This is a genomic window from Salegentibacter sp. BDJ18 (assembly GCF_017579965.1).
In the GTDB taxonomy this organism is placed as follows: Bacteria; Bacteroidota; Bacteroidia; order Flavobacteriales; family Flavobacteriaceae; genus Salegentibacter.
In genome coordinates this window covers 140,724-164,138 of the sequence record NZ_JAFLQX010000013.1, presented here as the reverse complement: position 1 = coordinate 164,138, position 23,415 = coordinate 140,724, and the positions used below count along the sequence as shown (strand labels likewise).

Sequence of the window (23,415 nt, the reverse complement as noted above, 5' to 3'; positions counted from 1 at the left end):
GTATACTACGCTAAATTATTTTTCTCATTTTCAACAACATGAAAAACTTCAAGTTTCTTATCGGTTAACTTTTCTAGTAAGTCGCCTTTTCTTAAAGTTCCCCATATTTCGAGTTCGGGATCACTATGTGTGGTGATAATTAATTGAATTTTGTTCTTCTTATTATTGATTTCCAGCTTTTCTACATTTTGATAATGGCTTCTATCCAAACCATCAGCAACTCTAAGTATTGCTGAAAGTTTCTTTACCCGCTTTCGAGTTTTTTTATTTAATTGTTTATAATGCTCGTGGCGCTTAGCTGGTGTTGATTTTCTATGATACCTGGCAACATTTGCCATAATATTTATCTCATCTTCTTTAAAACCCAGTAAATCTGAATACCGAATAAGATACAAAGCGTGTTTATGATGTTTCCTATAAGAAATATAATATCCAATATCGTGCATTAAACTCGCATACTCCAGCAATTCCCTGTCTGATTCTTTTAATTTTAATTCTTCTTTAAATTCATCAAAAAGCTGCAATGCAAAATTTGAAACATGCCGGGAATGCTTCTCAGGCCAGTTACATTTTCTTAATAGTTCGTAAATACTTCTGCGCCTCGGATCTTTAAAACTAGCTACAAGATCAAGGTTAAGTTGCTCCTTTTGATTGTTGATGTAGTTTAAGATCATACCTTCCCGAAGTGCACCTTCAGAAATTTTAATATTTTCGATCTTAAATTTATCTACCAGAAATTTCAATAAAACCATTCCGGGGTTTATAATATCCACCCTTTTTTCTTCCAGGCCTTTTTCTTTAAGACGATCTTTTTTATTCAGTTTAATAAAATCCTTATATAAATCTTTAAAGTCGGCTGCGCTAAATTCCAGTTCGTTAAGGCTTCTTTTGGCAGTAATAGAATTTCTATTTGCTACCATTTCGCCAATATTCTCCATAGTTCCCGAAGACCCAATAATAGTCTTTACTTTATGTTTTTTGGCCAATTTCAACACTTCAGCAAGTTCTTTGGCAAAATGCTTTTGTAGCTTTTTAACGTCTTTTTCTTCTATAGGATCTGAATCTACAAACGCAGCGGCCATTCTTGCCACACCCAGTTTTAAACTATTATAATAAATAAATTCTTTTTGGTTACCAATAATAAATTCAACGCTACCACCGCCAATATCGGCCATAAGCACCATTTCATCTTCTAAAACAATGCTATGTCTAATGGCCAGCCCAATCATTTCGGCTTCCATTTTTCCGGAAATTGCTCTCACTCTTATCCCTACATTTTCTCCCACTTCTTTAATAAAATCGCCTCCATTTTTTGCCTCCCGAATAGCACTGGTGGCAAAAGCGAGAATATTTTCAACTTTATGGCTATCGCATAAAAATTTTATTCGTTTAAGCGCTTCAAGGCCGCGGTCCATAGCCTCCCGGCTTAATTTATCTTCCAGGCCTTTTTCTGCAAGAATAACCATCTCCTTTAGTTTATTTACCGTACGAAAACTACCATCGGGATAAATATCTACCAATACAGCGTGGAATGAATTGGTACCAAGATCTATTGCCGCAATGCGTTTTTTGGGTTTGGAACTGGAAGCTTTTTTGGCCATTGTACGATATTTTAAACTGAAGAATTATTCTAAGTTGTTATACTTCTAAATTAGGCAATATTTATTAAAATTGTTTTTCCTGGTTTTTGTGTAAAAGAAAACCCACAGAATTTATAACTCTGTGGGTTCAAAAAAATATATTTTAGGCTGAATTATGCCTGACCGGTTGGACCAAAGTTTAATGGCATTGGTGCTTTTTCATAATCCCGAATTTCGCCGTGCGCTTTTTCAAAACGCTGAATATTATCGTTTAAAGCTTTCAATAATCGCTTTGCGTGCTGTGGCGTTAAAATAATTCTTGATTTCACTTTACTCTTAGGCCTTCCCGGCATAATATTCACAAAATCTACCACAAATTCTGAAACCGAATGATTAATAATAGCCAGGTTGGAATACGTTCCTTCAGCTACAGCTTCATCAAGTTCTATGTTTATTTGACCTTTTTTAGGTTTCTTTTTTTCTTCACTCATAATATAATTGAATTTTATTTAAAAGAGTCCGAAGCAATCTTCGGAACGCTCTATTTATCGCGTAATATAAAAGTACAAAAAATCCCGACTATAGGTCGGGATTCCTTATTTTATAAAAAGAAAAGAGTCGCGTTTGCGACTCTTTTTATAGGCATTAGTTATAATTAACTTCTTGCTTGTGTTCCATCATTTCGTCAAATTCTTCTTTAGAACCAACGATAATGCTATCGTACTTACGCATACCTGTACCTGCAGGAATTCTATGTCCTACAATTACATTTTCTTTCAATCCTTCAAGCTTATCGATCTTACCGCTTACGGCAGCCTCGTTTAATACTTTGGTAGTTTCCTGGAAGGAAGCCGCAGAGATAAACGATTTTGTTTGTAGCGATGCTCGAGTAATACCCTGAAGAACCGGTGTAGCGGTTGCCGCTGTTACGTCTCTTGCAGTTGCAAGGTTTTTGTCTTCACGTCTTAACAATGAATTCTCATCTCTAAGCTCTCTTGGTGAAACGATTTGTCCTGGTCTTAAATTTTCTGAATCTCCAGCATCTTCAACCACTTTCATTCCGAAAACTTTATCATTCTCCTCAATGAAATCTGATTTATGAACAAGTTGGTTTTCTAAGAAAATAGTATCTCCCGGATCCTGAATTCTAACCTTACGCATCATTTGTCTTACAACAACCTCAAAGTGCTTATCATTAATTTTCACACCCTGTAGTCGGTAAACTTCCTGAACTTCGTTAACAAGATACTGTTGTACCGCGTTTGGTCCTTTGATATTAAGAATATCTTCTGGAGTAACAGAACCATCAGAAAGTGGCATACCTGCACGAACATAATCGTTTTCCTGAACAAGAATCTGGTTAGATAACTTCACTAAGTATTTCTTAACCTCACCTAATTTAGACTCTACGATAATCTCGCGGTTACCTCTTTTGATTTTTCCGAAGGAAACAACACCATCAATCTCACTAACAACTGCTGGGTTAGATGGGTTACGAGCCTCAAACAACTCGGTTACCCTTGGAAGACCACCGGTAATATCCCCTGCTTTAGATGATTTACGCGGAATCTTAACCAAAATCTTACCAACACTTATCTTTTCTTCATTGTCTACCATAAGGTGGGCACCAACCGGAAGGTTATAAGAACGAATTACTTCGTCCTTTTTACCTAAAATATGTAAAGTTGGAATAAGCTTTTTGTTACGAGATTCAGAAATTACTTTTTCCTGGAATCCTGTTTGCTCATCTATCTCTACCTGGTAAGTTACACCCTGCTCAACGTTTTCATATTTAATTTTACCGGCAAATTCTGAAATAATAACTCCGTTATATGGATCCCACTGGCAAACTACATCGCCTTTAGAAACTTCAGCACCGTTATCTATAAAGATTTGAGAACCATAAGGAATGTTATTATTACTCAATACCACTCCGGTTTTCTTATCTTTTACTTTAAGCTCAGCAGTTCGTGAAATCACAATTTCAGACTGGCTACCATCTGGAGCTTCTCCTTTTACAACTTTAAGGTCTTCAATTTCGGCAATACCGTCAAATTTAACCTCTAGTTTATTATCTTCTGAAATGTTACCTGCAATACCTCCCACGTGGAATGTACGTAGTGTTAACTGTGTACCTGGCTCTCCAATAGATTGCGCAGCAACAACACCTACAGCTTCACCTCTTTGTACCAGTTTATTGGTAGAAAGGTTTCTTCCGTAACATTTTACACAAATTCCTTTTTTAGCTTCACAGGTTAATGGAGATCTTACTTCTACGCTTTCTATTGGAGCGTTTTCAATTTTTGTAACAATTTCTGAAGTAATTTCTTCGCCTGAGGCTACTAAAAGTTCATTATTAGAAGGATTAAGAACATCGTGAAGAGAAATACGTCCTAAAATACGTTCTCCAAGAGATTCTACAATTTCTTCGTTCTTTTTAAGTGGTCTAACTTCTACTCCTCTTAAAGTTCCGCAATCTTCTTCATTTACAATAACATCTTGCGAAACATCTACCAGTCTACGGGTTAAGTAACCAGCATCGGCAGTTTTAAGTGCGGTATCGGCAAGTCCTTTACGTGCACCGTGAGTAGAGATAAAGTATTCAAGAATTGAAAGACCTTCTTTAAAGTTAGAAAGAATTGGGTTTTCAATAATTTCACCTCCACCAGAGTTAGATTTCTTAGGCTTGGCCATAAGACCACGCATACCGGTTAACTGACGAATCTGTTCTTTAGATCCACGAGCACCAGAATCAAGCATCATAAACACAGAGTTGAAACCTTGCTTATCTTCACGAATACGTTTCATAGCCAATTCGGTTAGACCGGCATTGGTAGACGTCCAGATATCAATTACCTGGTTATAACGCTCGTTATTAGTAATAAGACCCATATTATAGTTTCCTACAATACCTTCAACCTGCTCGTTAGCTTCATCAATCATAGTTTGCTTCTCTTCAGGGATAATAATATCACCTAAACTGAAGGAAAGTCCACCACGGAAAGCGTATCCATAACCCATTTCCTTAATAGCATCAAGGAATTCACCTGTAGCAGGAACACTGGTTTTAGCTAATACATCACCAATAATATCCCTAAGGTTTTTCTTGGTTAATACTGTATTCACATATCCAACTTCTTCTGGTACAGCCTGGTTAAATAATACTCTACCAACTGTAGTTTCTATAATTTGGTAAGTTAACTCACCTACTTCATTAAAATCTTTAGCGCGAATCTTGATTTCGGCATTAAGATCTACTCTCTTCTGGTTGTAAGCGATTACCACTTCTTCATCTGAATAGAAAGTAAGTCCTTCTCCCTTAACCTTAACCTCGTCTGTAGATTTTCTAGACTTGGTCATATAATAAAGACCAAGAATCATATCCTGAGACGGTACTGTAATTGGCGAACCATTTGCAGGGTTAAGGATATTATGAGAAGCAAGCATTAATAACTGAGCTTCTAAAATAGCCTCTGGCCCAAGCGGTAAGTGAACCGCCATCTGGTCACCATCAAAGTCGGCGTTGAATGCCGTACAGGCTAATGGGTGTAATTGTATCGCTTTACCTTCAATAAGTTTTGGCTGGAAAGCCTGGATACCTAAACGGTGAAGCGTAGGAGCACGGTTAAGTAATACCGGGTGTCCTTTAAGAACGTTCTCAAGGATATCCCAAACTACCGGCTCTTTCTTATCTATTATTTTCTTGGCAGATTTTACTGTTTTTACAATCCCTCTTTCAATTAGTTTTCTAATTACGAAAGGCTTGTAAAGTTCAGCCGCCATATTCTTTGGAAGACCACACTCGTGCATCTTCAACTCAGGTCCTACAACAATTACCGAACGTGCTGAATAATCTACACGTTTACCAAGTAAGTTTTGACGGAAACGCCCCTGCTTACCTTTAAGGGAATCTGAAAGCGATTTTAACGGACGGTTAGAGTCAGTTTTTACCGCTGAAGATTTTCTTGTGTTGTCAAACAATGAATCTACAGATTCCTGAAGCATACGTTTTTCATTACGTAAAATCACTTCAGGAGCTTTGATCTCCATTAATCTTTTTAGACGGTTGTTACGAATAATAACCCTTCTATAAAGATCATTTAAATCTGAAGTCGCGAAACGTCCACCATCTAATGGCACAAGAGGTCGTAATTCTGGTGGAATTACAGGAACCACTTTCATAATCATCCATTCTGGAAGATTCTCGCGATTGTTATTGGCATCACGGAAGGCTTCTACAACCTGAAGACGCTTAAGCGCTTCAGTTTTACGTTGTTTTGAAGTTTCGTTATTTGCTTTGTGTCTTAACTCGTAAGACAGTTCGTTAAGATCTATCCTTCTAAGTATTTCAATAAGACATTCGGCTCCCATTTTAGCGATAAACTTATTTGGGTCGCTGTCCTCTAAATACATATTTTCCTGCGGAAGGCTATCTAAAACGTTTAGATATTCTTCTTCAGTAAGAAAATCCATTTTCTTTAATGGTTCACCTTCTTCGTTTTTAGCAATACCGGCTTGAATTACTACGTAACGCTCGTAGTAAATGATCATGTCTAATTTCTTAGATGGAAGACCAAGCAAGTATCCAATTTTATTAGGTAAAGAACGGAAATACCAGATATGTGCTACAGGAACTACCAAATTAATGTGCCCAACACGGTCTCTACGTACTTGTTTTTCGGTTACTTCTACCCCACAACGGTCACAAACAATTCCTTTGTAACGTATTCTTTTATATTTACCGCAGGCACATTCGTAATCCTTTACAGGACCAAAAATACGCTCACAAAACAAACCGTCACGTTCGGGTTTGTGCGTACGATAATTGATAGTTTCCGGTTTTAGAACTTCACCACGAGATTCTGCGAGGATAGATTCCGGGGAAGCCAAACCGATAGAGATTTTATCAAATCTCTTTACTGTATTCTTATCATTATTTCTAGCCATAATAACTCTGCTGCTATAATTATTGTGAAAAATCTGTTTTTGGGGCGCCGTAACGCCCCTTTAAAACAGTATTTTATTCTTCTAATTTAATATCCAAACCAAGACCTTTCAATTCGTGCATAAGTACGTTGAAAGATTCCGGCAGGCCGGGTTCTGGCATAGGCTCTCCTTTTACGATAGACTCGTAAGTTTTAGCCCTTCCTATCACATCATCTGACTTCACTGTTAAGATTTCACGCAGGGTGCTTGATGCTCCATAAGCCTCAAGTGCCCAAACCTCCATCTCACCAAAACGCTGTCCACCAAATTGTGCTTTACCACCAAGTGGTTGCTGTGTAATAAGCGAGTATGGTCCAATAGATCTGGCGTGCATCTTATCTTCAATCATATGTCCTAGTTTCAACATATAGATTACCCCTACAGTTGCAGGTTGGTCAAAACGATCTCCTGTTCCACCATCGTAAAGGTAGGTGTGCCCATATCTTGGAATTCCGGCTTCATCAGTAAGCTCATTAATCTGGTCTATGGTAGCTCCATCAAAAATTGGAGTTGCATATTTATTACCAAGCTTTTGTCCTGCCCATCCAAGTACAGTTTCGTAAATCTGACCAATGTTCATACGTGAAGGTACCCCAAGTGGGTTCAACACGATATCAACCGGTGTACCATCATCAAGGAATGGCATATCTTCCTGGCGAACTATTCTTGCAACAATACCTTTGTTACCGTGACGTCCAGCCATTTTATCACCTACCTTTAGTTTACGTTTCTTAGCGATGTAAACTTTAGCAAGTTTAAGGATACCAGAAGGAAGCTCATCTCCTACAGAAATTGTAAACTTCTCTCTTCTCAAGTTACCCTGAAGATCGTTTTCCTTAATCTTATAGTTGTGAATAAGATCTGCTACTAAAGTGTTCAAGTGATCATCTGTAGTCCAGGTACCGTGAGTTAAGTGAGTATAATCGTCTACTGCATTAAGCATTTTCAACGTATACTTCTTACCTTTTGGCATTACCTCTTCTCCAAGATCATTTTGAACTCCCTGTGCAGTTTTTCCGCCTATAATAGCGAATAACTTATCTACAAGTTCAGCTTTTAAATTGGCGAATTTAGCGTCGTACTTTTTCTCAAGCGCTGCAACATCTTCTTTATCCTGAGCTCTTTTACGCTTATCTTTAATAGCACGGGCAAAGAGTTTCTTCTCTATTACCACACCATTTAAAGATGGAGAAGCTTTAAGCGATGCATCTTTTACATCACCGGCTTTATCTCCAAAGATAGCACGAAGTAATTTTTCTTCTGGTGTTGGATCACTTTCTCCTTTTGGAGTAATTTTACCAATAAGAATATCGCCAGGTTTAACCTCTGCACCAATTCTAATCATTCCGTGTTCATCAAGGTCTTTAGTGGCCTCTTCTGAAACGTTAGGAATATCGTTGGTTAATTCTTCGTTACCTAATTTTGTATCACGAACTTCAAGTGAGTATTCATCAATATGGATAGAAGTAAAGATATCTTCTCTAACCACTTTTTCTGAAATTACAATCGCATCCTCAAAGTTGTAACCTTTCCAGGGCATAAAGGCAACCTTCATATTTCTACCTAAAGCAAGTTCCCCAGCTTCTGTAGCGTAACCCTGACATAAAACCTGACCTTTAGTTACTCTATCTCCTACCCTAACAATTGGCTTAAGGTTAATAGAAGAACCCTGGTTGGTTTTACGGAACTTAATAAGATCGTAAGACTTTGAATCGCTATCAAAGCTCACCATACGTTCTTCTTCAGTTCTATCGTATTTTATTATAATTTTCTTAGCGTCTACATATTCTACTTCACCTTCTCCTTCAGCATTAATCAATACACGAGAATCTGTAGCAACCTGGCGTTCCAATCCGGTTCCAACAATTGGAGAATCGGCTTGTAACAATGGTAATGCCTGGCGCATCATGTTAGATCCCATTAACGCACGGTTCGCATCATCATGTTCAAGGAACGGAATTAACGAAGCCGAGATAGAAGAAATCTGGTTTGGTGCAACATCGGTATAATGAACCTCTTTTGGGTCTACTACCGGGAAGTCACCTTCCATACGGGCAATTACTCTTTCAGAATCTATAGTTCCATCTTCTTTAAGTGGAATGTTAGCCTGGGCAATTTTCTTGTCCTCTTCCTCTTCTGCACTTAAATAAATAGGTTCTTCTGAAAAATCTAATTTTCCATTTTCAACTTTACGGTATGGCGTTTCAATGAAGCCCATTCCATTCACCTTAGCATATACTGAAAGTGAAGAAATAAGTCCAATGTTTGGACCTTCAGGAGTTTCAATTGGGCAAAGTCTTCCGTAGTGAGTATAGTGAACATCACGTACCTCAAACCCTGCTCTTTCTCTAGATAAACCACCTGGCCCTAATGCTGAAAGTCTACGCTTGTGCGTAATTTCTGCAAGCGGGTTGGTTTGATCCATAAATTGAGATAACTGGTTGGTACCAAAGAAAGAGTTGATCACAGAAGATAATGTCTTCGCATTAATCAAATCTATCGGGGTAAACACCTCGTTGTCACGAACGTTCATTCTTTCACGAATGGTACGTGCCATACGAGCAAGACCAACTCCAAACTGTTGAGATAATTGCTCACCTACAGTTCTAACACGACGGTTAGATAAGTGGTCAATATCATCAATCTCAGCTTTAGAATTAATAAGCTCGATTAAATATTTAATTATGGTAATAATGTCTTCTTTGGTAAGCACTTGCTTATCCATAGCAACATCAAGACCTAATTTTTTGTTCATTCTATATCGACCAACTTCTCCAAGGCTGTAACGCTGATCTGAGAAGAATAATTTATCGATAATTCCACGTGCAGTTTCCTCATCTGGCGGTTCTGCATTACGTAATTGACGATAAATATGTTCTACCGCTTCCTTTTCAGAGTTGGTAGGGTCTTTTTGTAATGTATTATGAATAATAGCATAATCTCCGGTAGAGTTATCTTCTTTGTGAAGAAGAATAGTTTTACTTCCGGTTTCAAGAATTTCTTCTATATGCTCTTTTTCAAGTTCTGTATCACGATCTAAAACGATCTCATTACGTTCTATTGAAACTACCTCTCCTGTATCTTCATCTACAAAATCTTCATACCAGGTATTCAATACACGGGCCGCAAGTTTACGACCTAATACTTTTTTAAGTCCTGTTTTTGAAACTTTTACCTCTTCTGCAAGGTCAAATATTTCTAAAATATCTTTATCGCGCTCAAAACCTATGGCACGGAAAAGTGTGGTAACAGGTAATTTTTTCTTTCTATCGATATACGCGTACATAACGCTGTTGATATCGGTAGCAAATTCTATCCATGATCCTTTAAAAGGAATTACACGGGCAGAATAAAGTTTTGTTCCATTTGCGTGGAACGATTGTCCAAAGAAAACTCCTGGTGAACGGTGAAGCTGAGAAACTACCACACGTTCTGCCCCGTTGATACAAAAAGTACCACTTGGAGTCATATAAGGTATAGTTCCTAAGTAAACGTCCTGTACGATGGTTTCAAAATCTTCGTGTTCAGGGTCGGTACAATATAGTTTTAATCTTGCTTTAAGAGGCACACTATATGTTAAACCACGCTCTATACACTCCTGAATGGAATATCTTGGCGGGTCCACAAAATAATCTAAAAATTCTAGTACAAATTGGTTACGGGTGTCCGTAATTGGGAAGTTTTCCAGGAAGGTATTATAGAGACCTTCATTTCCCCGCTCTTCTGATTTGGTTTCTAGTTGAAAGAAATCCTGAAAAGACTTGATCTGGATATCCAGGAAGTCCGGGTAATCAGGTCTGTTCTTTACAGAAGAGAAACTCACTCTTTCAGTTTGCTTTGCTAACATCAATGGACGGATTATAATTTATAAAAAAACGGGCGCGCAAGGAGTTAATCCCCTATATACGCAAAAGGGTTTAGACCTTCAGGAACGAATTCCTGAGGTCTAAACCTAAATAATATTGCTGCTGGCAAGCTTATTTAAGCTCAACCTCAGCTCCTGCTTCTTCTAGCTGTGCTTTAAGTGCTTCTGCTTCGTCTTTAGCTACTCCTTCTTTAACTGGAGCTGGTGCGCCATCTACTAATGCTTTAGCATCTTTAAGACCAAGACCTGTAAGTTCTTTTACAAGTTTAACAACTGCTAGTTTAGATCCACCTGGAGCCTTAAGAATTACGTCAAATTCAGACTGTTCTTCAGCTTCTTCACCACCACCAGCAGCACCGCCACCAGCAACAGCTACTGCAGCAGCTGCAGGCTCTATACCATATTCTTCTTTTAAAATATCAGCTAACTCGTTTACTTCTTTTACGGTTAAGTTAACCAATTGTTCTGCGAATTCTTTTAAATCTGCCATTTTCTATCGTTTTTAAAAAGTTCTTTAATTTATATTTGTTAAAAAGTGCGTACTAATTTATCCTTCCTTTTCTGAAAGTGTCTTAAGGATTCCAGAGATTTTACCGCCACCAGACTTCAGTGCTGAAATAACATTCTTAGCAGGTGATTGTAATAGTCCAACGATATCTCCAATAACCTCTTCTTTAGACTTGATATTTACAAGTGCGTCAAGGTATTCATCTCCTACATAAACAGCTTCTTCAACAAAAGCTCCTTTAAGAAGTGGTTTTTCGTTTTTCTTTCTGAATTCTTTAATTACTTTGGCCGGTGCATTACCGGTTTCAGAAAACATTATGGAAGTGTTGCCTTTTAATACTGAAGGAAGGTCTCCAAATTCTTTATCTGAAGCTTCCATAGCTTTAGCAAGCAACGTATTTTTAACTACAGCCAGCTTTACGTTAGCTTTAAAACAAGCTCTACGCAAGTTTGAAGTTGTTCCGGCATCAAGGCCAGATATATCTGCTAAATAAACCACAGAATTATCTGTTAACTGGGCAGTTAAATCTTCAATTACTATTGATTTTTCTTCTCTTGTCATAATCTATACTATTATTGCTCAGTGAACCTTTTAGTATCAACCTGAACGCTCGGGCTCATTGTAGAAGACATATGTATACTCTTAATATACACACCCTTAGATGCCTGAGGTTTCAACTTCACTAAAGTAGTTAATAATTCTCTCGCGTTTCCAGCAATTTTTTCAGCTTCAAAAGATGCTTTTCCAATCCCAGCGTGAACAATACCGGTTTTATCAACTTTAAAGTCAATTTTACCAGCTTTAACATCAGATACTGCTTTTGCAACATCCATAGTTACTGTTCCTGTTTTTGGGTTAGGCATTAATCCTCTTGGTCCAAGTACTCGTCCCAAAGGCCCTAATTTACCCATTACGCTAGGCATAGTGATAATTACATCAACATCTGTCCATCCACCTTTTATTTTGTCAAGATATTCATCAAGACCAACATAATCGGCTCCGGCTTCTTTAGCCTCTTCTTCCTTATCTGGAGTAACTAACGCAAGTACTTTTACATCTTTACCTGTACCGTGTGGAAGGGTAACAACACCTCTTACCATTTGGTTGGCTTTTCTTGGATCTACATTCAAACGAACCGCTAAATCCACAGATGCATCGAAGTTTTCGTTAGCAACTTCTTTAATTAAAGCTGAAGCTTCTGCAACCGAGTAAGCTTTATTGCTCTCGATCTTAGATTGGGCTTCCTTTTGCTTTTTAGTTAATTTTGCCATTTTTAATTTCTTTTTGGATTAAAACGGTGCATCACCTTTTACAGTTATTCCCATTGAACGAGCTGTTCCAGCAACCATTTTCATTGCAGATTCTACGGTGAAGGCATTTAAATCCTGCATCTTATCTTCTGCAATAGTTCTAACCTGATCCCAAGAAACACTTGCTATTTTCTTTCTGTTTGGTTCTCCTGAACCTTTTTTGTTCTTAGATGCTTCCAACAATTGTACTGCAGCTGGAGGAGTTTTAATCACAAAGTCAAAAGACTTATCTGAATAAACCGTAATCGCAACCGGCAATACTTTACCTTGTTTATCCTGGGTTCTACCATTGAATTGCTTACAGAATTCCATGATGTTTACCCCGGCAGCACCCAAAGCAGGTCCAACTGGTGGTGATGGGTTAGCAGCACCTCCGCGAACTTGTAGTTTTACAACTTTACTTACTTCTTTTGCCATTTTCTTAATTTTTAAGGTGATAGTTTGTTAGAGTGGAAGCTTTAAAAAACCATCAAAAAATATGTAACTAAAATCTTTATACTTTTTCTACTTGCATATAGCTTAATTCCAATGGTGTTTTTCTTCCGAAAATCTTAACCATTACCTCAAGCTTACGCTTTTCTTCATTTATCTTTTCTACTGTACCATTAAAGCCATTAAACGGACCGTCTATAACTTTTATGGTTTCTCCAATAGTAAAAGGTATTGCTACGTTATCGGTTTTTACTGAAAGTTCATCTACTTTACCAAGCATTCTGTTAACTTCAGATTTTCTAAGCGGAACAGGATCTCCTCCTTTTGTTTCGCCTAAAAACCCAATAACGCCATTAATATTTTTAATCACGTGTGGCATTTCACCTTCAAGACTAGCCTGAATCATTACATACCCAGGAAAATAAACACGTTCTTTGTTTACTTTCTTACCATTTCTAATTTGGATAACTTTTTCGGTAGGAACTAAAACCTGATCAAGATAATCTTCCATCCCAAGATGGTTAACCTCTTTCTCAATATAGTCTTTAACCTTGTTTTCCTGACCGCTAACGGCACGAACTACATACCACTTTTTTTCCTTTCCTTCTGCCATCCTACTATCTTTAAGATTTAATCCATTTGAAATATTCTTCGATAGCCGAACTAAATACGGTATCTACACCCCAAATAGCCAGTGAAAAAATAATAGAAAAAACGGCTACAAGGATGGTTAGCCTCTGTGCTTCGGGCCAGCTTGTCCAGGTAACGTGGTTTTTTAATTCGTTATAAGATTCTGATATATAATTGCCAATTCCTGCCATGTGATTCTTAAGGTATTTGCACGGGTTGAGAGGCTCGAACTCCCGACACCTGGTTTTGGAGACCAGTGCTCTACCAACTGAGCTAAACCCGTAAATATAATATAAATGAAGGTTTCCCGCCCGAGCGGGAAACCTTTTTATATTTAAACTGTAATTAGTCTAAAATTTCAGTAACCTGTCCAGCACCTACAGTTCTACCACCCTCACGGATAGCGAAACGTAGACCAACATTCATTGCAATAGTCTGGATAAGCTCTACAGTAATTGTAAGGTTATCACCAGGCATTACCATTTCAACTCCATCAGGAAGGTTAATTGTTCCTGTAACATCAGTTGTACGTACGTAGAACTGAGGACGGTAGTTGTTGTGGAATGGAGTGTGACGTCCACCTTCTTCTTTTTTAAGGATATAAACCTCTGCTTTAAACTTAGCGTGAGGAGTTACAGATCCAGGCTTGGTAATTACCATACCTCTTGAGATCTGAGACTTTTCAATACCTCTTAATAAGATACCAACGTTATCTCCAGCTTCACCTCTATCAAGAATCTTACGGAACATCTCAACACCAGTAATAGTAGAAGTAAGTTTTTCAGCTCCCATACCAATAATCTCTACAGGATCTCCAGTGTTTGCAACACCAGTCTCAATACGACCAGTTGCAACAGTACCACGACCTGTAATAGAGAATACATCTTCAATAGGCATCAAGAAAGGTTTATCTACATCACGCTCTGGCAATTCAATCCAGCTATCTACAGCTTCCATTAAATCAAGAACGGTTTTAGACCACTTCTCATCACCTTCAAGAGCTCCAAGTGCAGAACCTGAAATTACAGGACCGTTATCACCATCATACTCATAGAAAGAAAGAAGATCTCTAACTTCCATTTCTACTAATTCTAAAAGCTCCTCATCATCAACAAGGTCAACTTTATTTAAGAATACAACGATTCTTGGAATACCAACCTGGCGTCCAAGAAGGATGTGCTCACGAGTTTGTGGCATAGGCCCATCAGTTGCAGCAACTACAAGAATTGCACCGTCCATTTGAGCAGCACCAGTAACCATGTTCTTTACATAATCGGCGTGACCAGGACAGTCAACGTGTGCGTAGTGACGGTTAGCAGTTTGATACTCTACGTGAGAAGAGTTAATTGTAATACCTCTTTCTTTTTCTTCAGGAGCATTATCAATTTGATCAAAAGCACTAGCTTCTGAATATCCAGCATCAGCCATTACTTTAGTAATCGCTGCTGTTAAAGTCGTTTTTCCGTGATCTACGTGTCCAATTGTACCTATGTTAAGGTGCGGTTTGGAACGATCATAAGTTTCCTTTGCCATAATTAATACTTATTTAATCTTAGTTATATATTAGTGTTCAATTTAATACAATCTAGAGCCAACGACGAGAATTGAACTCGTGACCTCTTCCTTACCAAGGAAACGCTCTACCCCTGAGCTACGTCGGCAAGCCGAAAGTCTCCACTTTCAAGGTTCACCGGTTCAAACAAGAATAACCATAAACCAATACTGGTTTACGGATGTTTAACTTTACTTAAACCGGAAAAATAAATCTAGAAAACAAGAATATACTTTTCCTGTTTTCTAATTAAGAGCGGGAGACCGGGTTCGAACCGGCGACATTCAGCTTGGAAGGCTGACGCTCTACCAACTGAGCTACTCCCGCATTATCGATTCAGGGCTTATAAATTTAAAGTTCCCGGATTTTCACATCCCTGAATCTGGAACTTTAAACAATTGTTGTGGGGAGAGCAGGATTCGAACCTGCGAAGTCGAAAGACAGCAGATTTACAGTCTGCCCTCGTTGGCCGCTTGAGTATCTCCCCAAATTTATTTTTCCACTATTTCATAGAACCGTAGCCGGCTTGCCAGCTAAGCTTTATGACGGTTTGTTTTTTTAACGGCTGCAAATAAACATAATTTTACAGCACCGTCCAAAGCATTTTTTAAAATTTTTCGATATTTTTCTTACTCATTTAATCTCCAGGAGATTAAACTAAAAATACTTTATTTCAAAATTTCAAGAGCCGATGGAGGGACTCGAACCCACGACCTGCTGATTACAAATCAGCTGCTCTAGCCAGCTGAGCTACATCGGCCTTTACGCTACTTTTTCAGCATAAAAAAGTCCGCTATTTCTAACGGACTGCAAATGTATACAAATTATTCCTTTCACAAAACAATTCTGCAAAAAAAATATTTAAACGTGAGCACTTAATTTTTCCTTGCGTTTAATTAACTGTCTTTGTAGTGATGAAGCACATTCATCTACGCATTCTTCAAATTTCTTACAGGTTTTTTTTACCATAATATCTCCGCCGGGGATACTTAACAAAACCTCGGTAATCTTATTATCCTTTCCACTTGTATTCTGAACTTTTAAAAAGACATCAGCATAGATAATTTTATCGTAATAATTTTCAAGCCTATCCAATTTGCGCTGGATGAAATCAATTAATTTTTGATCGGCGTTGAAGTTAACAGACTGCACATTTACTTTCATCTTCGGTAGAATTTAATTAAACATTATTTTAATTGGTCTTTTTGTTCCTGGGATGCGCCATTTGATGAACTTTACTAAGTTCTGAAATACTATTATGGGTATATACCTGCGTGGCAGCAAGACTGGAATGCCCAAGTAATTCTTTTACCGCGTTTAGGTTGGCGCCCTGGTTCAATAAATGTGTAGCAAATGAGTGCCGCAATATATGCGGACTCCTTTTTATTTTGCCAGACACCTTACTAAAATAATTATTAATAATTCTATAAACAAGGCTTTCGTATAATTTTATACCTTTTTGAGTTACAAATAAATAGGATGTCTCCTGCCCTTTCACCAAATCTGCTCGTTTACTTATATAATTTTCTAAATTAGAAATCACGCCGGACAATAATGGTATAATTCTTTCCTTTTGTCTTTTACCAAGCACTTTAACGTACTTCCCTCTCAAATCTACATCCTGAAGTTTAATTTCAATGAGCTCAATACGCCTCATTCCCGTAGTATAAAAAAGCTCTACAATTAACCGGTCTCGCAAACCTTCAAAATCTGAAATATCAATTTGTTCCAAAACCTGGCTTATTTCGGCTTCAGAAAATGGAACCTGAATTTTAGAAGCAGTTTTTAAAGCTTTATGTTTTGCGAGGGGAGAAAATTCTATATCGCCGGTTTTTTGAAGAAAGCGGTAGTAAGCTTTTAAAGAAGAAATCTTTCGGTTTATACTTCTATTAGACACACCCTGATCTACCAATGAAACAATCCAGTTTCTAATTTGAGAATAATGAACATTTCTAAGATCTTTTTCTTCAAACTCGAATAAAATAAATTCTGAAAAAGATTCTAAATCGGTTTTATAGGCGGTTAGCGTATTGGGAGAATATTTTTTCTCCAACTGCAGGTAATCTAAAAACTGGGAAAAGGGCATAAAAAAACTGTTGATAGACAAAGTTAGCAAACTTTAATCTATCAACAGTTATATTTGTTTTTCCGAATAGCTTCGGAAAAATTCGATTATATCTTTTACTAGATATCTTCCTGATCTCTCAAATGCTGAATGTACTCGGCTTTTTGAACCTGAGCTCTCTTCGCAACAGAAGGTTTCGTGAAATGCTGGCGGCTTCTCAGCTGGCGCATTGTTCCGGTTTTATCGAATTTTCTCTTAAAACGCTTCAGCGCTCTATCAATATTTTCTCCGTCTTTTACTGGTATTATTAACATAGTGTCATCACCCCCTTTCTTTAGAAATAGGCTGCAAAGATAATTTAAATCTAAGAACCCACAACCAATATTTTAATTATTTTCAATGCTATTTCGCAGCTGGTTTGTATTCTTTTTTATCGATTACCATCTTTGCAATAAAAGTAGAATTTTCGCAAAAATGTCAATCTAAAAGATTACTTCGCCGCTGGCTTGTATTCTTTTTTATCGATCACCATTTTAGCGATAATCTCTCTAAGAATTTCTGAAGTTCCACCACCAATTGGGCCTAGACGGCTATCTCTAAACATTCTTGCCAATGGATAATCTTCCATATAACCATAACCTCCCAGCATCTGCAAACAGTCGTAAATAACCTTATCGGCCATTTTTGTTGAAAGTAATTTAGACATACTGGCTTCTTTCACCACATATTGCCCATCATTCAGGCGTTTGGCAATAGAATAATTGAATTCCTTATTCATTTCTACTTCGCTGGCCATATCTGCTACCGAATGTCTTAAAGCCTGGAATTTATCTATGGTTCTGCCAAATGCTTCTCTTTCCCCCATGTAGCCTAATGTATAATCCAGGGCATATTCAGCACGAGCGTGGGCGTTAATTCCCATAATTAAACGCTCTAAAGCAAAATGCTGCATGATATAGGAGAAACCTTTCCCTTCTTCACCCATTAGATTTTCAGCAGGAATCTCAACATCGTCAAAAGCAATTTCTGCAGTATCTGAAGCTCTCCAACCCAGTTTATCTAATTTTGAAGCAGAAATTCCGGGAGTTTCCCTATCTACAATAAAAATACTCATCCCCTTATTTCCCTTATCAGGATCGGTCTTGACAGCTACTACTAAATAATCTGAATAAACTCCGTTGGTAATAAAAGTCTTGGACCCGTTTAAAATATATTTATCGCCTTTTTTAATTGCGGTACTTCGCATTCCGGCAACATCAGAGCCGCCAAAAGGTTCAGTAATACATAGACAACCTATTTTATCTCCTTCAATACTTGGAGTAAGATATTTTTTCTTAATTGCATCGTCACCTTCTTTATTTACGTGCGTCATTGCCAAATAAGCGTGGGCCCACATTGCAGCAGCAAAACCACCGCTATTAATCTTTTGAAGTTCTTCCAGAAAGATTACGGTATAGAATATATCAAGATTCATTCCGCCATATTCTTCAGGTTGGTTAAGGCCAAAATAGCCCATCTCACCAAATTTCTTCCAGATAAAGCGCTCTATGGTGCCAGATTTCTCCCATTTATCAATATGCGGCACCACTTCTTTTTGCAAAAAGTCCTGAAAACTCTTTCTAAAAAGCTCGTGTTCCTCGGTAAAATACAATGCATTCATGCTATTTTCTTTTTTTCTTTTTTCTTTTATTTAGAAAGGAAGCAAACTTCCGGGCCACTAAAATAAAATCAATTTTTATTATAGTAATTAATCCACGGATAAATATTTAAGTAAGCTAAAATTCCGAATATTCAATTTAAGCTCAAATATAATTGAATTCTATCGATTTTATCTGAAGGAAAACTTTCTATTTTTGATAATTCTTCAAAAGAACTAATTTTTTCGTGTAGCTGGCGGTAATCTATAATCTCACGGGCAAGCTCATATTTGATGTAAGGAACATCTACCAGGTCCAGAACTTTCGCCTTATTAATATTTATTAAGCCGAATTCTTCATCTTTGAAAACCTTAAATTGCTGCTGCAACTTTTCTCGCGTTTCATAATTTAAACCATAAATATCTTTTAACTGAATCTCGCTCCTAAAACCACCAATTTTATTTCTATAATTTACAATCCTATTGGCCAGCACCTCACCTATTCCATTTATCTTTTGTAAATCTTCAGATTTTGCTGTATTTAAATTTGAAACTTTTATAGTAGGGATATTTCTATTATTCTCTTTTTTCTTTTCGGCCTCAGCAACCCACTCCGGGAATTTAAAATACGGAGAAATTGTAGCAAGTAAAGAATCTGAAACACCCGTAACTTTTTGAAAATCTTTTGCAGAATTAATCCATTTATTTTCTTCTCTAAATTGCTGAAGTTTATCGATTTCTTCTACACTCATTCCTAAAGTATAACCCTTAAAATCGGTTATATAATTTGGATTAAAAGGATAGATCTTAACCGAATCTGCTTCAGCCCGGGCTAGTTTTATAGAATCTATTTGTGTTTGAAAAGTTTCTATTTCTTGCTGGGATAAAGCTTCAGAATTACTTTCCGAAGAAAAATCAGCAAAAAAATAAATTGCCTGAAAAAGAATTATAATTATTACCAAAAGAAAAATCCCATTTTGTTGGCTCCTGTTGAACACAAAATGGGATTTTATCAATTTCATAATTTCACAAGGTTAGCTGGCTTTTGCCTCTCGTTGTTTCTTGAATAATTCTCCTGCTTTTAGCTTTCGGGAATATTCATTTAGATCTTTTCTTACTTCACTAGACATAATATAAAGTCCTATAATATTCGGGAAGGACATCGCAAGGATCATCATATCAGAGAAGTCTAATACGGCTCCTAAACTAATGGAAGCTCCTACCACAACAAATACAAGGAATAATATTTTATATGCCAATTCTGTTTTTTTGCTTTTTCCAAAGAGGTAAGTCCAGGAACGCATCCCATAATAAGACCAGGAAATCATTGTTGAAAATGCAAATAAGAAAACTGCCATTGCCAACACATAAGGGAACCAGGAAACTACACTTGCAAAAGCATCTGAGGTTAATTGAACCCCACCTACTCCTTCTACTTCGTGCATTCCGGTAAAGATTAATACTAAAGCAGTTAAAGTACAAACTACTACGGTATCAATAAAAGGCTCTAATAAAGCGACAAAACCTTCAGATGGTGGGTGATTTGTTTTTGCTGCCGAGTGAGCAATCGCTGCAGACCCAACACCAGCTTCGTTAGAGAAAGCTGCACGTTGAAAACCAACAATTAGCACCCCTATAATACCACCTTTCATCGCTGTAGCGTTAAAAGCTCCATCGTAAATTGCTCCAAATGCCGGAACAATATTTTCTATATTTATAAATATTACGGTTAAAGCACCAAGAACGTAAACTGCAGCCATAAATGGCACCACCTTACCGGTTACTTTAGCAATACTTTGAATACCTCCAATAATAACAATACCTACAAGCACTGCTACTCCAATTCCAAACCAAAATCCATTACCAATTAAGAAAGTAAACTGCCCGGAAAGGATTTCAAAAGATTGATTGGCCTGGAACATATTTCCACCACCAAATGAAGCACCAATACCTAAAATAGCGAAAAAGGCAGCAAGGAATTTACCTAAACCACGCATATTTCTTTTTTCAAGTCCGTAGCGCAAATAGTTCATTGGTCCTCCAAAGATTCTCCCTTCAGAGTTTATAAAACGATATTTTACACCAAGCGTACATTCTACGAATTTTGATGCCATACCCAGTAAACCGGCAATAATCATCCAGAAAGTTGCTCCTGCACCACCAAGGGAAATTGCAACGGCAACACCGGCAATATTACCCAGACCTACTGTAGCAGAAACTGCGGTTGCCAGCGCCTGAAAGTGAGTAATACTACCCGGCGCGTTAGGCTCGTCATATTTTCCTCTTGCAAGGTCTATAGAGTGTTTAAATCCTTTAAAGTTGATGAAGCCCATTTTTACGGTAAAGAATGCTGCACCAAAGATTAACCAAACCACAATAAAAGGAATATTATGCTTTTGTGGAGATCCGTTAGGATTGGTTAGAATTTGTGGTTCATCATATTGAATTTGAGCCAACATATGGGCGTTTGTTTCAATAAGGTCTGAACTATTTTGATAATCCCATATTGTTTCGCCTTCTCCTACCAGATATTCTACTGTTCCAGTAGCATTGGCCATAACCTCTAGATCACCGCTATTTTGAGATCCTACAATGGCAATAAGGTCACCTTCTTCTACGTGAGCTCCCTCTTCTACCTGCCATTCTTTTAAGATGAATTTATCTTCTGTATCAGCGCTCCAATCTGGAGTAGGAACAAAACTTCTTTCTGCATATACCTTTGGATCGTAGATTCCTACAGCGGTAAATGGATCCCAGAAAAGAATAGCCGTCATTCCTTCTACAATGGGAACAAAAGTACCGTTAAAATGTTCGGTAATAGCATCAGCCTTTATTTCAAAACTTTTTGTTACAGAATTACCTTCACTGTCGGTAACTGTTACTTCATAAGGAACTCCTTCGGTAAGACCTTCTGCTCTGGATGACTCTAAAGAAGTTTCGGGATCAGACCATTGGTATTTATAAGGAGGTACTCCTCCTTCAACCTCCAGATCAATAAACCCGTTATTAATAATATTGGAAGGATTGCCAACTTTGGCCTGGACATCCAGTTCTTGTGCATTAATCGCTAAAATTGAAAACAAAAAGAACATTGAAAGCAGATACTTTCTCATATAGTAAAAAGGTTGTTTAATTTAGATTGATAATTTCCGCGAAGCAAGATGCTAAAAAAATGGGCCTTTTCAAATTTTTGGGAGTTAAAATGTAAAGGTATTGTTAAATTTAGTTTGATTAAATTCTGAAGAAACCTAAAATTATTGATAAAAATGCAGTTAAATCCCGGTTATAGATCAAAAACTGAAGTTCTTTTAGTGTACACCAAATCTTTAAGTTTTAACCAAAATGCCAGGACCAAATACACCACAAACCAGGAGCCCAGTGTTACAAACGAGGCATAAATAAAAAACAAGCGTACACTTTTGGCGCGCATTCCCATTTTATCGGCCACTCGGGAAGACACATAAAAACCATGTCTTTCAAAAAAATAACGAATATTGTGCACCATTTTTGTCATCGTTACAAATATAAGATTTTAAGTCTTCCGTTGCAGTAATTTTACACCAATAGCACAATCAAGACATTTATTGGCGTCACAATAATTCTTTTTTAAGTGTACCATAGCCTGGGAATGTAAAGCGTTTTGCGTACTGCCATTTTTAATTTTATTAAAATTTTGAACAATCTTATTATTCTCGGCAGGTATTTTTTCTATTAGTTCTAGTAAAATTTCTATTTCATCATTCCCACGCGATTGGGAATAACAAAAACGAAGCGGAATAATAGTATTTATAAGCACCAGCTCTTTAAAAGCTGAACTTAGCCTTTTTTCCCTCTCTCTATGTTTCTTCGGAAATGAATAATGCTCCCGCCAAAATTCAGAAGTTTCTACATCTAAAATTTTATAAATAGGCTCTAAAGATTTTGAAGCAATTAATTCTGAAAATAAATTCTTCTGCTTAAAATAAAGCGAAGCTAACTGAGACAGCCTAATATTCGGAAAATTATCTGGCCGTAACCTGAAAAATTTTGGAGGAATCACGCCAGAATTTGAGAGTTTGTATTTATGTTTTAGATAGGCATATTCCTGTTGCAATTTTTTATAATAAGGGATATTTAATTGCTTACTAAGCAAGCCGGCCTGGCCAAAAAACAAAGCTTCAAGTTGTAAATTATTTTGAGAGGATTTCTGCACAACGGAAAAATCCAGACTTTGCGCCATACTTAGAAACGCATCTCCATTAAGATTAAGCCCAAAGTTTTTAGCTAACATCTGAAATAAAACCGCTTCCCAGTTATTCCCAGATTTCTCTAATAAATCTAAAATAAGTATAGATTTTTCTTCTAAACGTTCTAAATAAAGACGCTCCTGCCAGTGACGCAGAGTGAAATCATCTACTTCTTTAAAATTTTTCTCACAATTAATCCAGTTTTCAGGAGAAGCAAAAAGTTGGCGATACCCCATAAGTAAATCCTGATCTACAAGACTTTTTAAGCTTAAAGCGGGTATAGAGGTTTTATTATGCCTTTGTACCTCAACATCGTCTTCCCAAACTACGTGTAAAATAACATTATCGTAATTTGTGTCTTTTTCGTGTTGGTGAAAATACCAGTCTGATGCTTTGATATGCAACTCTACATTCCCGGCCCATAGCTGGTCTCCAATTTTTAAGCGCGCATTGAAGAAATCGGGGCCCGAATTAAAATTATGAGTTCCACTATCTATTAGAAGTATTTTTTCTCCCTGCGTGGTCTTTGCATTGGTGAAATCGAATTTCTTGTATTTCCAGAGATAATGTAAAAAATCTTCGCGCATCTTTTAAAATTAGAAAAATGCGCTTTAAGGCCAGTCTT

At 37.3% G+C, this 23,415-nt stretch carries 19 protein-coding genes and 5 tRNA genes; all 24 read right to left on the bottom strand.

The genetic code is table 11. The features are described 5' to 3' along the window. Positions 1 to 5: 5 nt before the first annotated feature. The 24 genes from J0871_RS07930 to J0871_RS07815 all read right to left on the bottom strand — a co-directional run bounded on the left by J0871_RS07930 (position 6) and on the right by J0871_RS07815 (position 23,377). The gene (locus J0871_RS07930; RefSeq protein WP_208224711.1) at positions 6 to 1,601 is read right to left on the bottom strand and encodes a Ppx/GppA phosphatase family protein; all 1,596 of its coding nucleotides are present in this window, start codon (positions 1,599 to 1,601) and stop codon (positions 6 to 8) included. Positions 1,602 to 1,753: 152 nt separating this feature from the next. Further along, positions 1,754 to 2,071, bottom strand: coding sequence for a DUF3467 domain-containing protein (locus J0871_RS07925; RefSeq protein WP_057482047.1), 318 nt, complete (start codon positions 2,069 to 2,071; stop codon positions 1,754 to 1,756). Between the two features lie 154 nt (positions 2,072 to 2,225). After that, positions 2,226 to 6,527, bottom strand: a complete 4,302-nt coding sequence (rpoC, locus tag J0871_RS07920) for a DNA-directed RNA polymerase subunit beta' (RefSeq protein WP_093303793.1) — start codon at positions 6,525 to 6,527, stop codon at positions 2,226 to 2,228. Between the two features lie 73 nt (positions 6,528 to 6,600). Then, complete coding sequence (gene rpoB, locus J0871_RS07915; protein WP_075326002.1) at positions 6,601 to 10,413, bottom strand: DNA-directed RNA polymerase subunit beta; 3,813 nt, start codon at positions 10,411 to 10,413, stop codon at positions 6,601 to 6,603. Between the two features lie 130 nt (positions 10,414 to 10,543). Continuing rightward, complete coding sequence (gene rplL / locus J0871_RS07910; protein ID WP_075326001.1) at positions 10,544 to 10,921, bottom strand: 50S ribosomal protein L7/L12; 378 nt, start codon at positions 10,919 to 10,921, stop codon at positions 10,544 to 10,546. Between the two features lie 57 nt (positions 10,922 to 10,978). Then, on the bottom strand, positions 10,979 to 11,500 hold the full coding sequence (rplJ, locus tag J0871_RS07905; protein WP_075326000.1) for a 50S ribosomal protein L10: 522 nt from the start codon (positions 11,498 to 11,500) through the stop codon (positions 10,979 to 10,981). Positions 11,501 to 11,511: 11 nt separating this feature from the next. Further along, a complete protein-coding gene (rplA, locus tag J0871_RS07900) occupies positions 11,512 to 12,210 on the bottom strand; it encodes a 50S ribosomal protein L1 (RefSeq protein ID WP_075325999.1) in 699 nt (232 codons plus the stop codon). Positions 12,211 to 12,228: 18 nt separating this feature from the next. Beyond that, a complete protein-coding gene (rplK, locus tag J0871_RS07895; protein WP_057482053.1) occupies positions 12,229 to 12,666 on the bottom strand; it encodes a 50S ribosomal protein L11 in 438 nt (145 codons plus the stop codon). A gap of 76 nt (positions 12,667 to 12,742) precedes the next feature. Further along, positions 12,743 to 13,294 carry a transcription termination/antitermination protein NusG gene (gene nusG, locus J0871_RS07890; protein ID WP_075325998.1) on the bottom strand — a complete coding sequence of 184 codons (552 nt, stop codon included), beginning with the start codon at positions 13,292 to 13,294 and terminating at the stop codon, positions 12,743 to 12,745. A 10-nt stretch (positions 13,295 to 13,304) separates the two neighbouring features. Next, positions 13,305 to 13,502, bottom strand: coding sequence for a preprotein translocase subunit SecE (gene secE, locus J0871_RS07885; protein WP_075325997.1), 198 nt, complete (start codon positions 13,500 to 13,502; stop codon positions 13,305 to 13,307). A gap of 19 nt (positions 13,503 to 13,521) precedes the next feature. Continuing rightward, positions 13,522 to 13,594, bottom strand: a tRNA-Trp gene (locus J0871_RS07880). A gap of 62 nt (positions 13,595 to 13,656) precedes the next feature. Continuing rightward, the gene (gene tuf, locus J0871_RS07875) at positions 13,657 to 14,844 is read right to left on the bottom strand and encodes an elongation factor Tu (RefSeq protein ID WP_075325996.1); all 1,188 of its coding nucleotides are present in this window, start codon (positions 14,842 to 14,844) and stop codon (positions 13,657 to 13,659) included. A 56-nt stretch (positions 14,845 to 14,900) separates the two neighbouring features. Beyond that, a tRNA-Thr gene (locus J0871_RS07870) sits at positions 14,901 to 14,972 on the bottom strand. A 145-nt stretch (positions 14,973 to 15,117) separates the two neighbouring features. Continuing rightward, positions 15,118 to 15,190: transfer RNA gene (locus tag J0871_RS07865), tRNA-Gly, on the bottom strand. 77 nt (positions 15,191 to 15,267) lie between these two features. Beyond that, positions 15,268 to 15,350, bottom strand: a tRNA-Tyr gene (locus J0871_RS07860). A 199-nt stretch (positions 15,351 to 15,549) separates the two neighbouring features. After that, a tRNA-Thr gene (locus J0871_RS07855) sits at positions 15,550 to 15,623 on the bottom strand. A 101-nt stretch (positions 15,624 to 15,724) separates the two neighbouring features. After that, positions 15,725 to 16,027, bottom strand: a complete 303-nt coding sequence (gene raiA / locus J0871_RS07850) for a ribosome-associated translation inhibitor RaiA (protein ID WP_075325995.1) — start codon at positions 16,025 to 16,027, stop codon at positions 15,725 to 15,727. Positions 16,028 to 16,055: 28 nt separating this feature from the next. Further along, positions 16,056 to 16,949, bottom strand: a complete 894-nt coding sequence (locus tag J0871_RS07845; RefSeq protein WP_208224709.1) for a tyrosine-type recombinase/integrase — start codon at positions 16,947 to 16,949, stop codon at positions 16,056 to 16,058. Positions 16,950 to 17,047: 98 nt separating this feature from the next. Beyond that, positions 17,048 to 17,242, bottom strand: a complete 195-nt coding sequence (gene rpsU, locus J0871_RS07840; protein WP_037316435.1) for a 30S ribosomal protein S21 — start codon at positions 17,240 to 17,242, stop codon at positions 17,048 to 17,050. A gap of 176 nt (positions 17,243 to 17,418) precedes the next feature. After that, on the bottom strand, positions 17,419 to 18,588 hold the full coding sequence (locus tag J0871_RS07835) for an acyl-CoA dehydrogenase family protein (RefSeq protein WP_208224707.1): 1,170 nt from the start codon (positions 18,586 to 18,588) through the stop codon (positions 17,419 to 17,421). Between the two features lie 131 nt (positions 18,589 to 18,719). Then, the gene (locus J0871_RS07830) at positions 18,720 to 19,586 is read right to left on the bottom strand and encodes a helix-hairpin-helix domain-containing protein (RefSeq protein ID WP_208224705.1); all 867 of its coding nucleotides are present in this window, start codon (positions 19,584 to 19,586) and stop codon (positions 18,720 to 18,722) included. Positions 19,587 to 19,598: 12 nt separating this feature from the next. Beyond that, positions 19,599 to 21,677 (bottom strand): amino acid carrier protein, encoded by a 2,079-nt coding sequence (locus J0871_RS07825; RefSeq protein WP_208224703.1) that lies wholly within the window; start codon positions 21,675 to 21,677, stop codon positions 19,599 to 19,601. A 170-nt stretch (positions 21,678 to 21,847) separates the two neighbouring features. Then, positions 21,848 to 22,078 (bottom strand): PspC family transcriptional regulator, encoded by a 231-nt coding sequence (locus tag J0871_RS07820; RefSeq protein ID WP_075325989.1) that lies wholly within the window; start codon positions 22,076 to 22,078, stop codon positions 21,848 to 21,850. A gap of 18 nt (positions 22,079 to 22,096) precedes the next feature. Next, positions 22,097 to 23,377, bottom strand: coding sequence for a DUF2851 family protein (locus J0871_RS07815; protein WP_208224701.1), 1,281 nt, complete (start codon positions 23,375 to 23,377; stop codon positions 22,097 to 22,099). Positions 23,378 to 23,415: the final 38 nt, after the last annotated feature.

Bases quoted from the DNA above. Each gene is read 5' to 3' on its own strand.
- J0871_RS07930 (WP_208224711.1), bottom strand. From the start codon at position 1,601: ATGGCCAAAAAAGCTTCCAGTTCCAAACCCAAAAAACGCATTGCGGCA.
- J0871_RS07925 (WP_057482047.1), bottom strand. From the start codon at position 2,071: ATGAGTGAAGAAAAAAAGAAACCTAAAAAAGGTCAAATAAACATAGAA.
- rpoC (WP_093303793.1), bottom strand. From the start codon at position 6,527: ATGGCTAGAAATAATGATAAGAATACAGTAAAGAGATTTGATAAAATC.
- rpoB (WP_075326002.1), bottom strand. From the start codon at position 10,413: ATGTTAGCAAAGCAAACTGAAAGAGTGAGTTTCTCTTCTGTAAAGAAC.
- rplL (WP_075326001.1), bottom strand. From the start codon at position 10,921: ATGGCAGATTTAAAAGAATTCGCAGAACAATTGGTTAACTTAACCGTA.
- rplJ (WP_075326000.1), bottom strand. From the start codon at position 11,500: ATGACAAGAGAAGAAAAATCAATAGTAATTGAAGATTTAACTGCCCAG.
- rplA (WP_075325999.1), bottom strand. From the start codon at position 12,210: ATGGCAAAATTAACTAAAAAGCAAAAGGAAGCCCAATCTAAGATCGAG.
- rplK (WP_057482053.1), bottom strand. From the start codon at position 12,666: ATGGCAAAAGAAGTAAGTAAAGTTGTAAAACTACAAGTTCGCGGAGGT.
- nusG (WP_075325998.1), bottom strand. From the start codon at position 13,294: ATGGCAGAAGGAAAGGAAAAAAAGTGGTATGTAGTTCGTGCCGTTAGC.
- secE (WP_075325997.1), bottom strand. From the start codon at position 13,502: ATGGCAGGAATTGGCAATTATATATCAGAATCTTATAACGAATTAAAA.
- tuf (WP_075325996.1), bottom strand. From the start codon at position 14,844: ATGGCAAAGGAAACTTATGATCGTTCCAAACCGCACCTTAACATAGGT.
- raiA (WP_075325995.1), bottom strand. From the start codon at position 16,027: ATGAAAGTAAATGTGCAGTCTGTTAACTTCAACGCCGATCAAAAATTA.
- J0871_RS07845 (WP_208224709.1), bottom strand. From the start codon at position 16,949: ATGCCCTTTTCCCAGTTTTTAGATTACCTGCAGTTGGAGAAAAAATAT.
- rpsU (WP_037316435.1), bottom strand. From the start codon at position 17,242: ATGTTAATAATACCAGTAAAAGACGGAGAAAATATTGATAGAGCGCTG.
- J0871_RS07835 (WP_208224707.1), bottom strand. From the start codon at position 18,588: ATGAATGCATTGTATTTTACCGAGGAACACGAGCTTTTTAGAAAGAGT.
- J0871_RS07830 (WP_208224705.1), bottom strand. From the start codon at position 19,586: ATGAAATTGATAAAATCCCATTTTGTGTTCAACAGGAGCCAACAAAAT.
- J0871_RS07825 (WP_208224703.1), bottom strand. From the start codon at position 21,677: ATGAGAAAGTATCTGCTTTCAATGTTCTTTTTGTTTTCAATTTTAGCG.
- J0871_RS07820 (WP_075325989.1), bottom strand. From the start codon at position 22,078: ATGACAAAAATGGTGCACAATATTCGTTATTTTTTTGAAAGACATGGT.
- J0871_RS07815 (WP_208224701.1), bottom strand. From the start codon at position 23,377: ATGCGCGAAGATTTTTTACATTATCTCTGGAAATACAAGAAATTCGAT.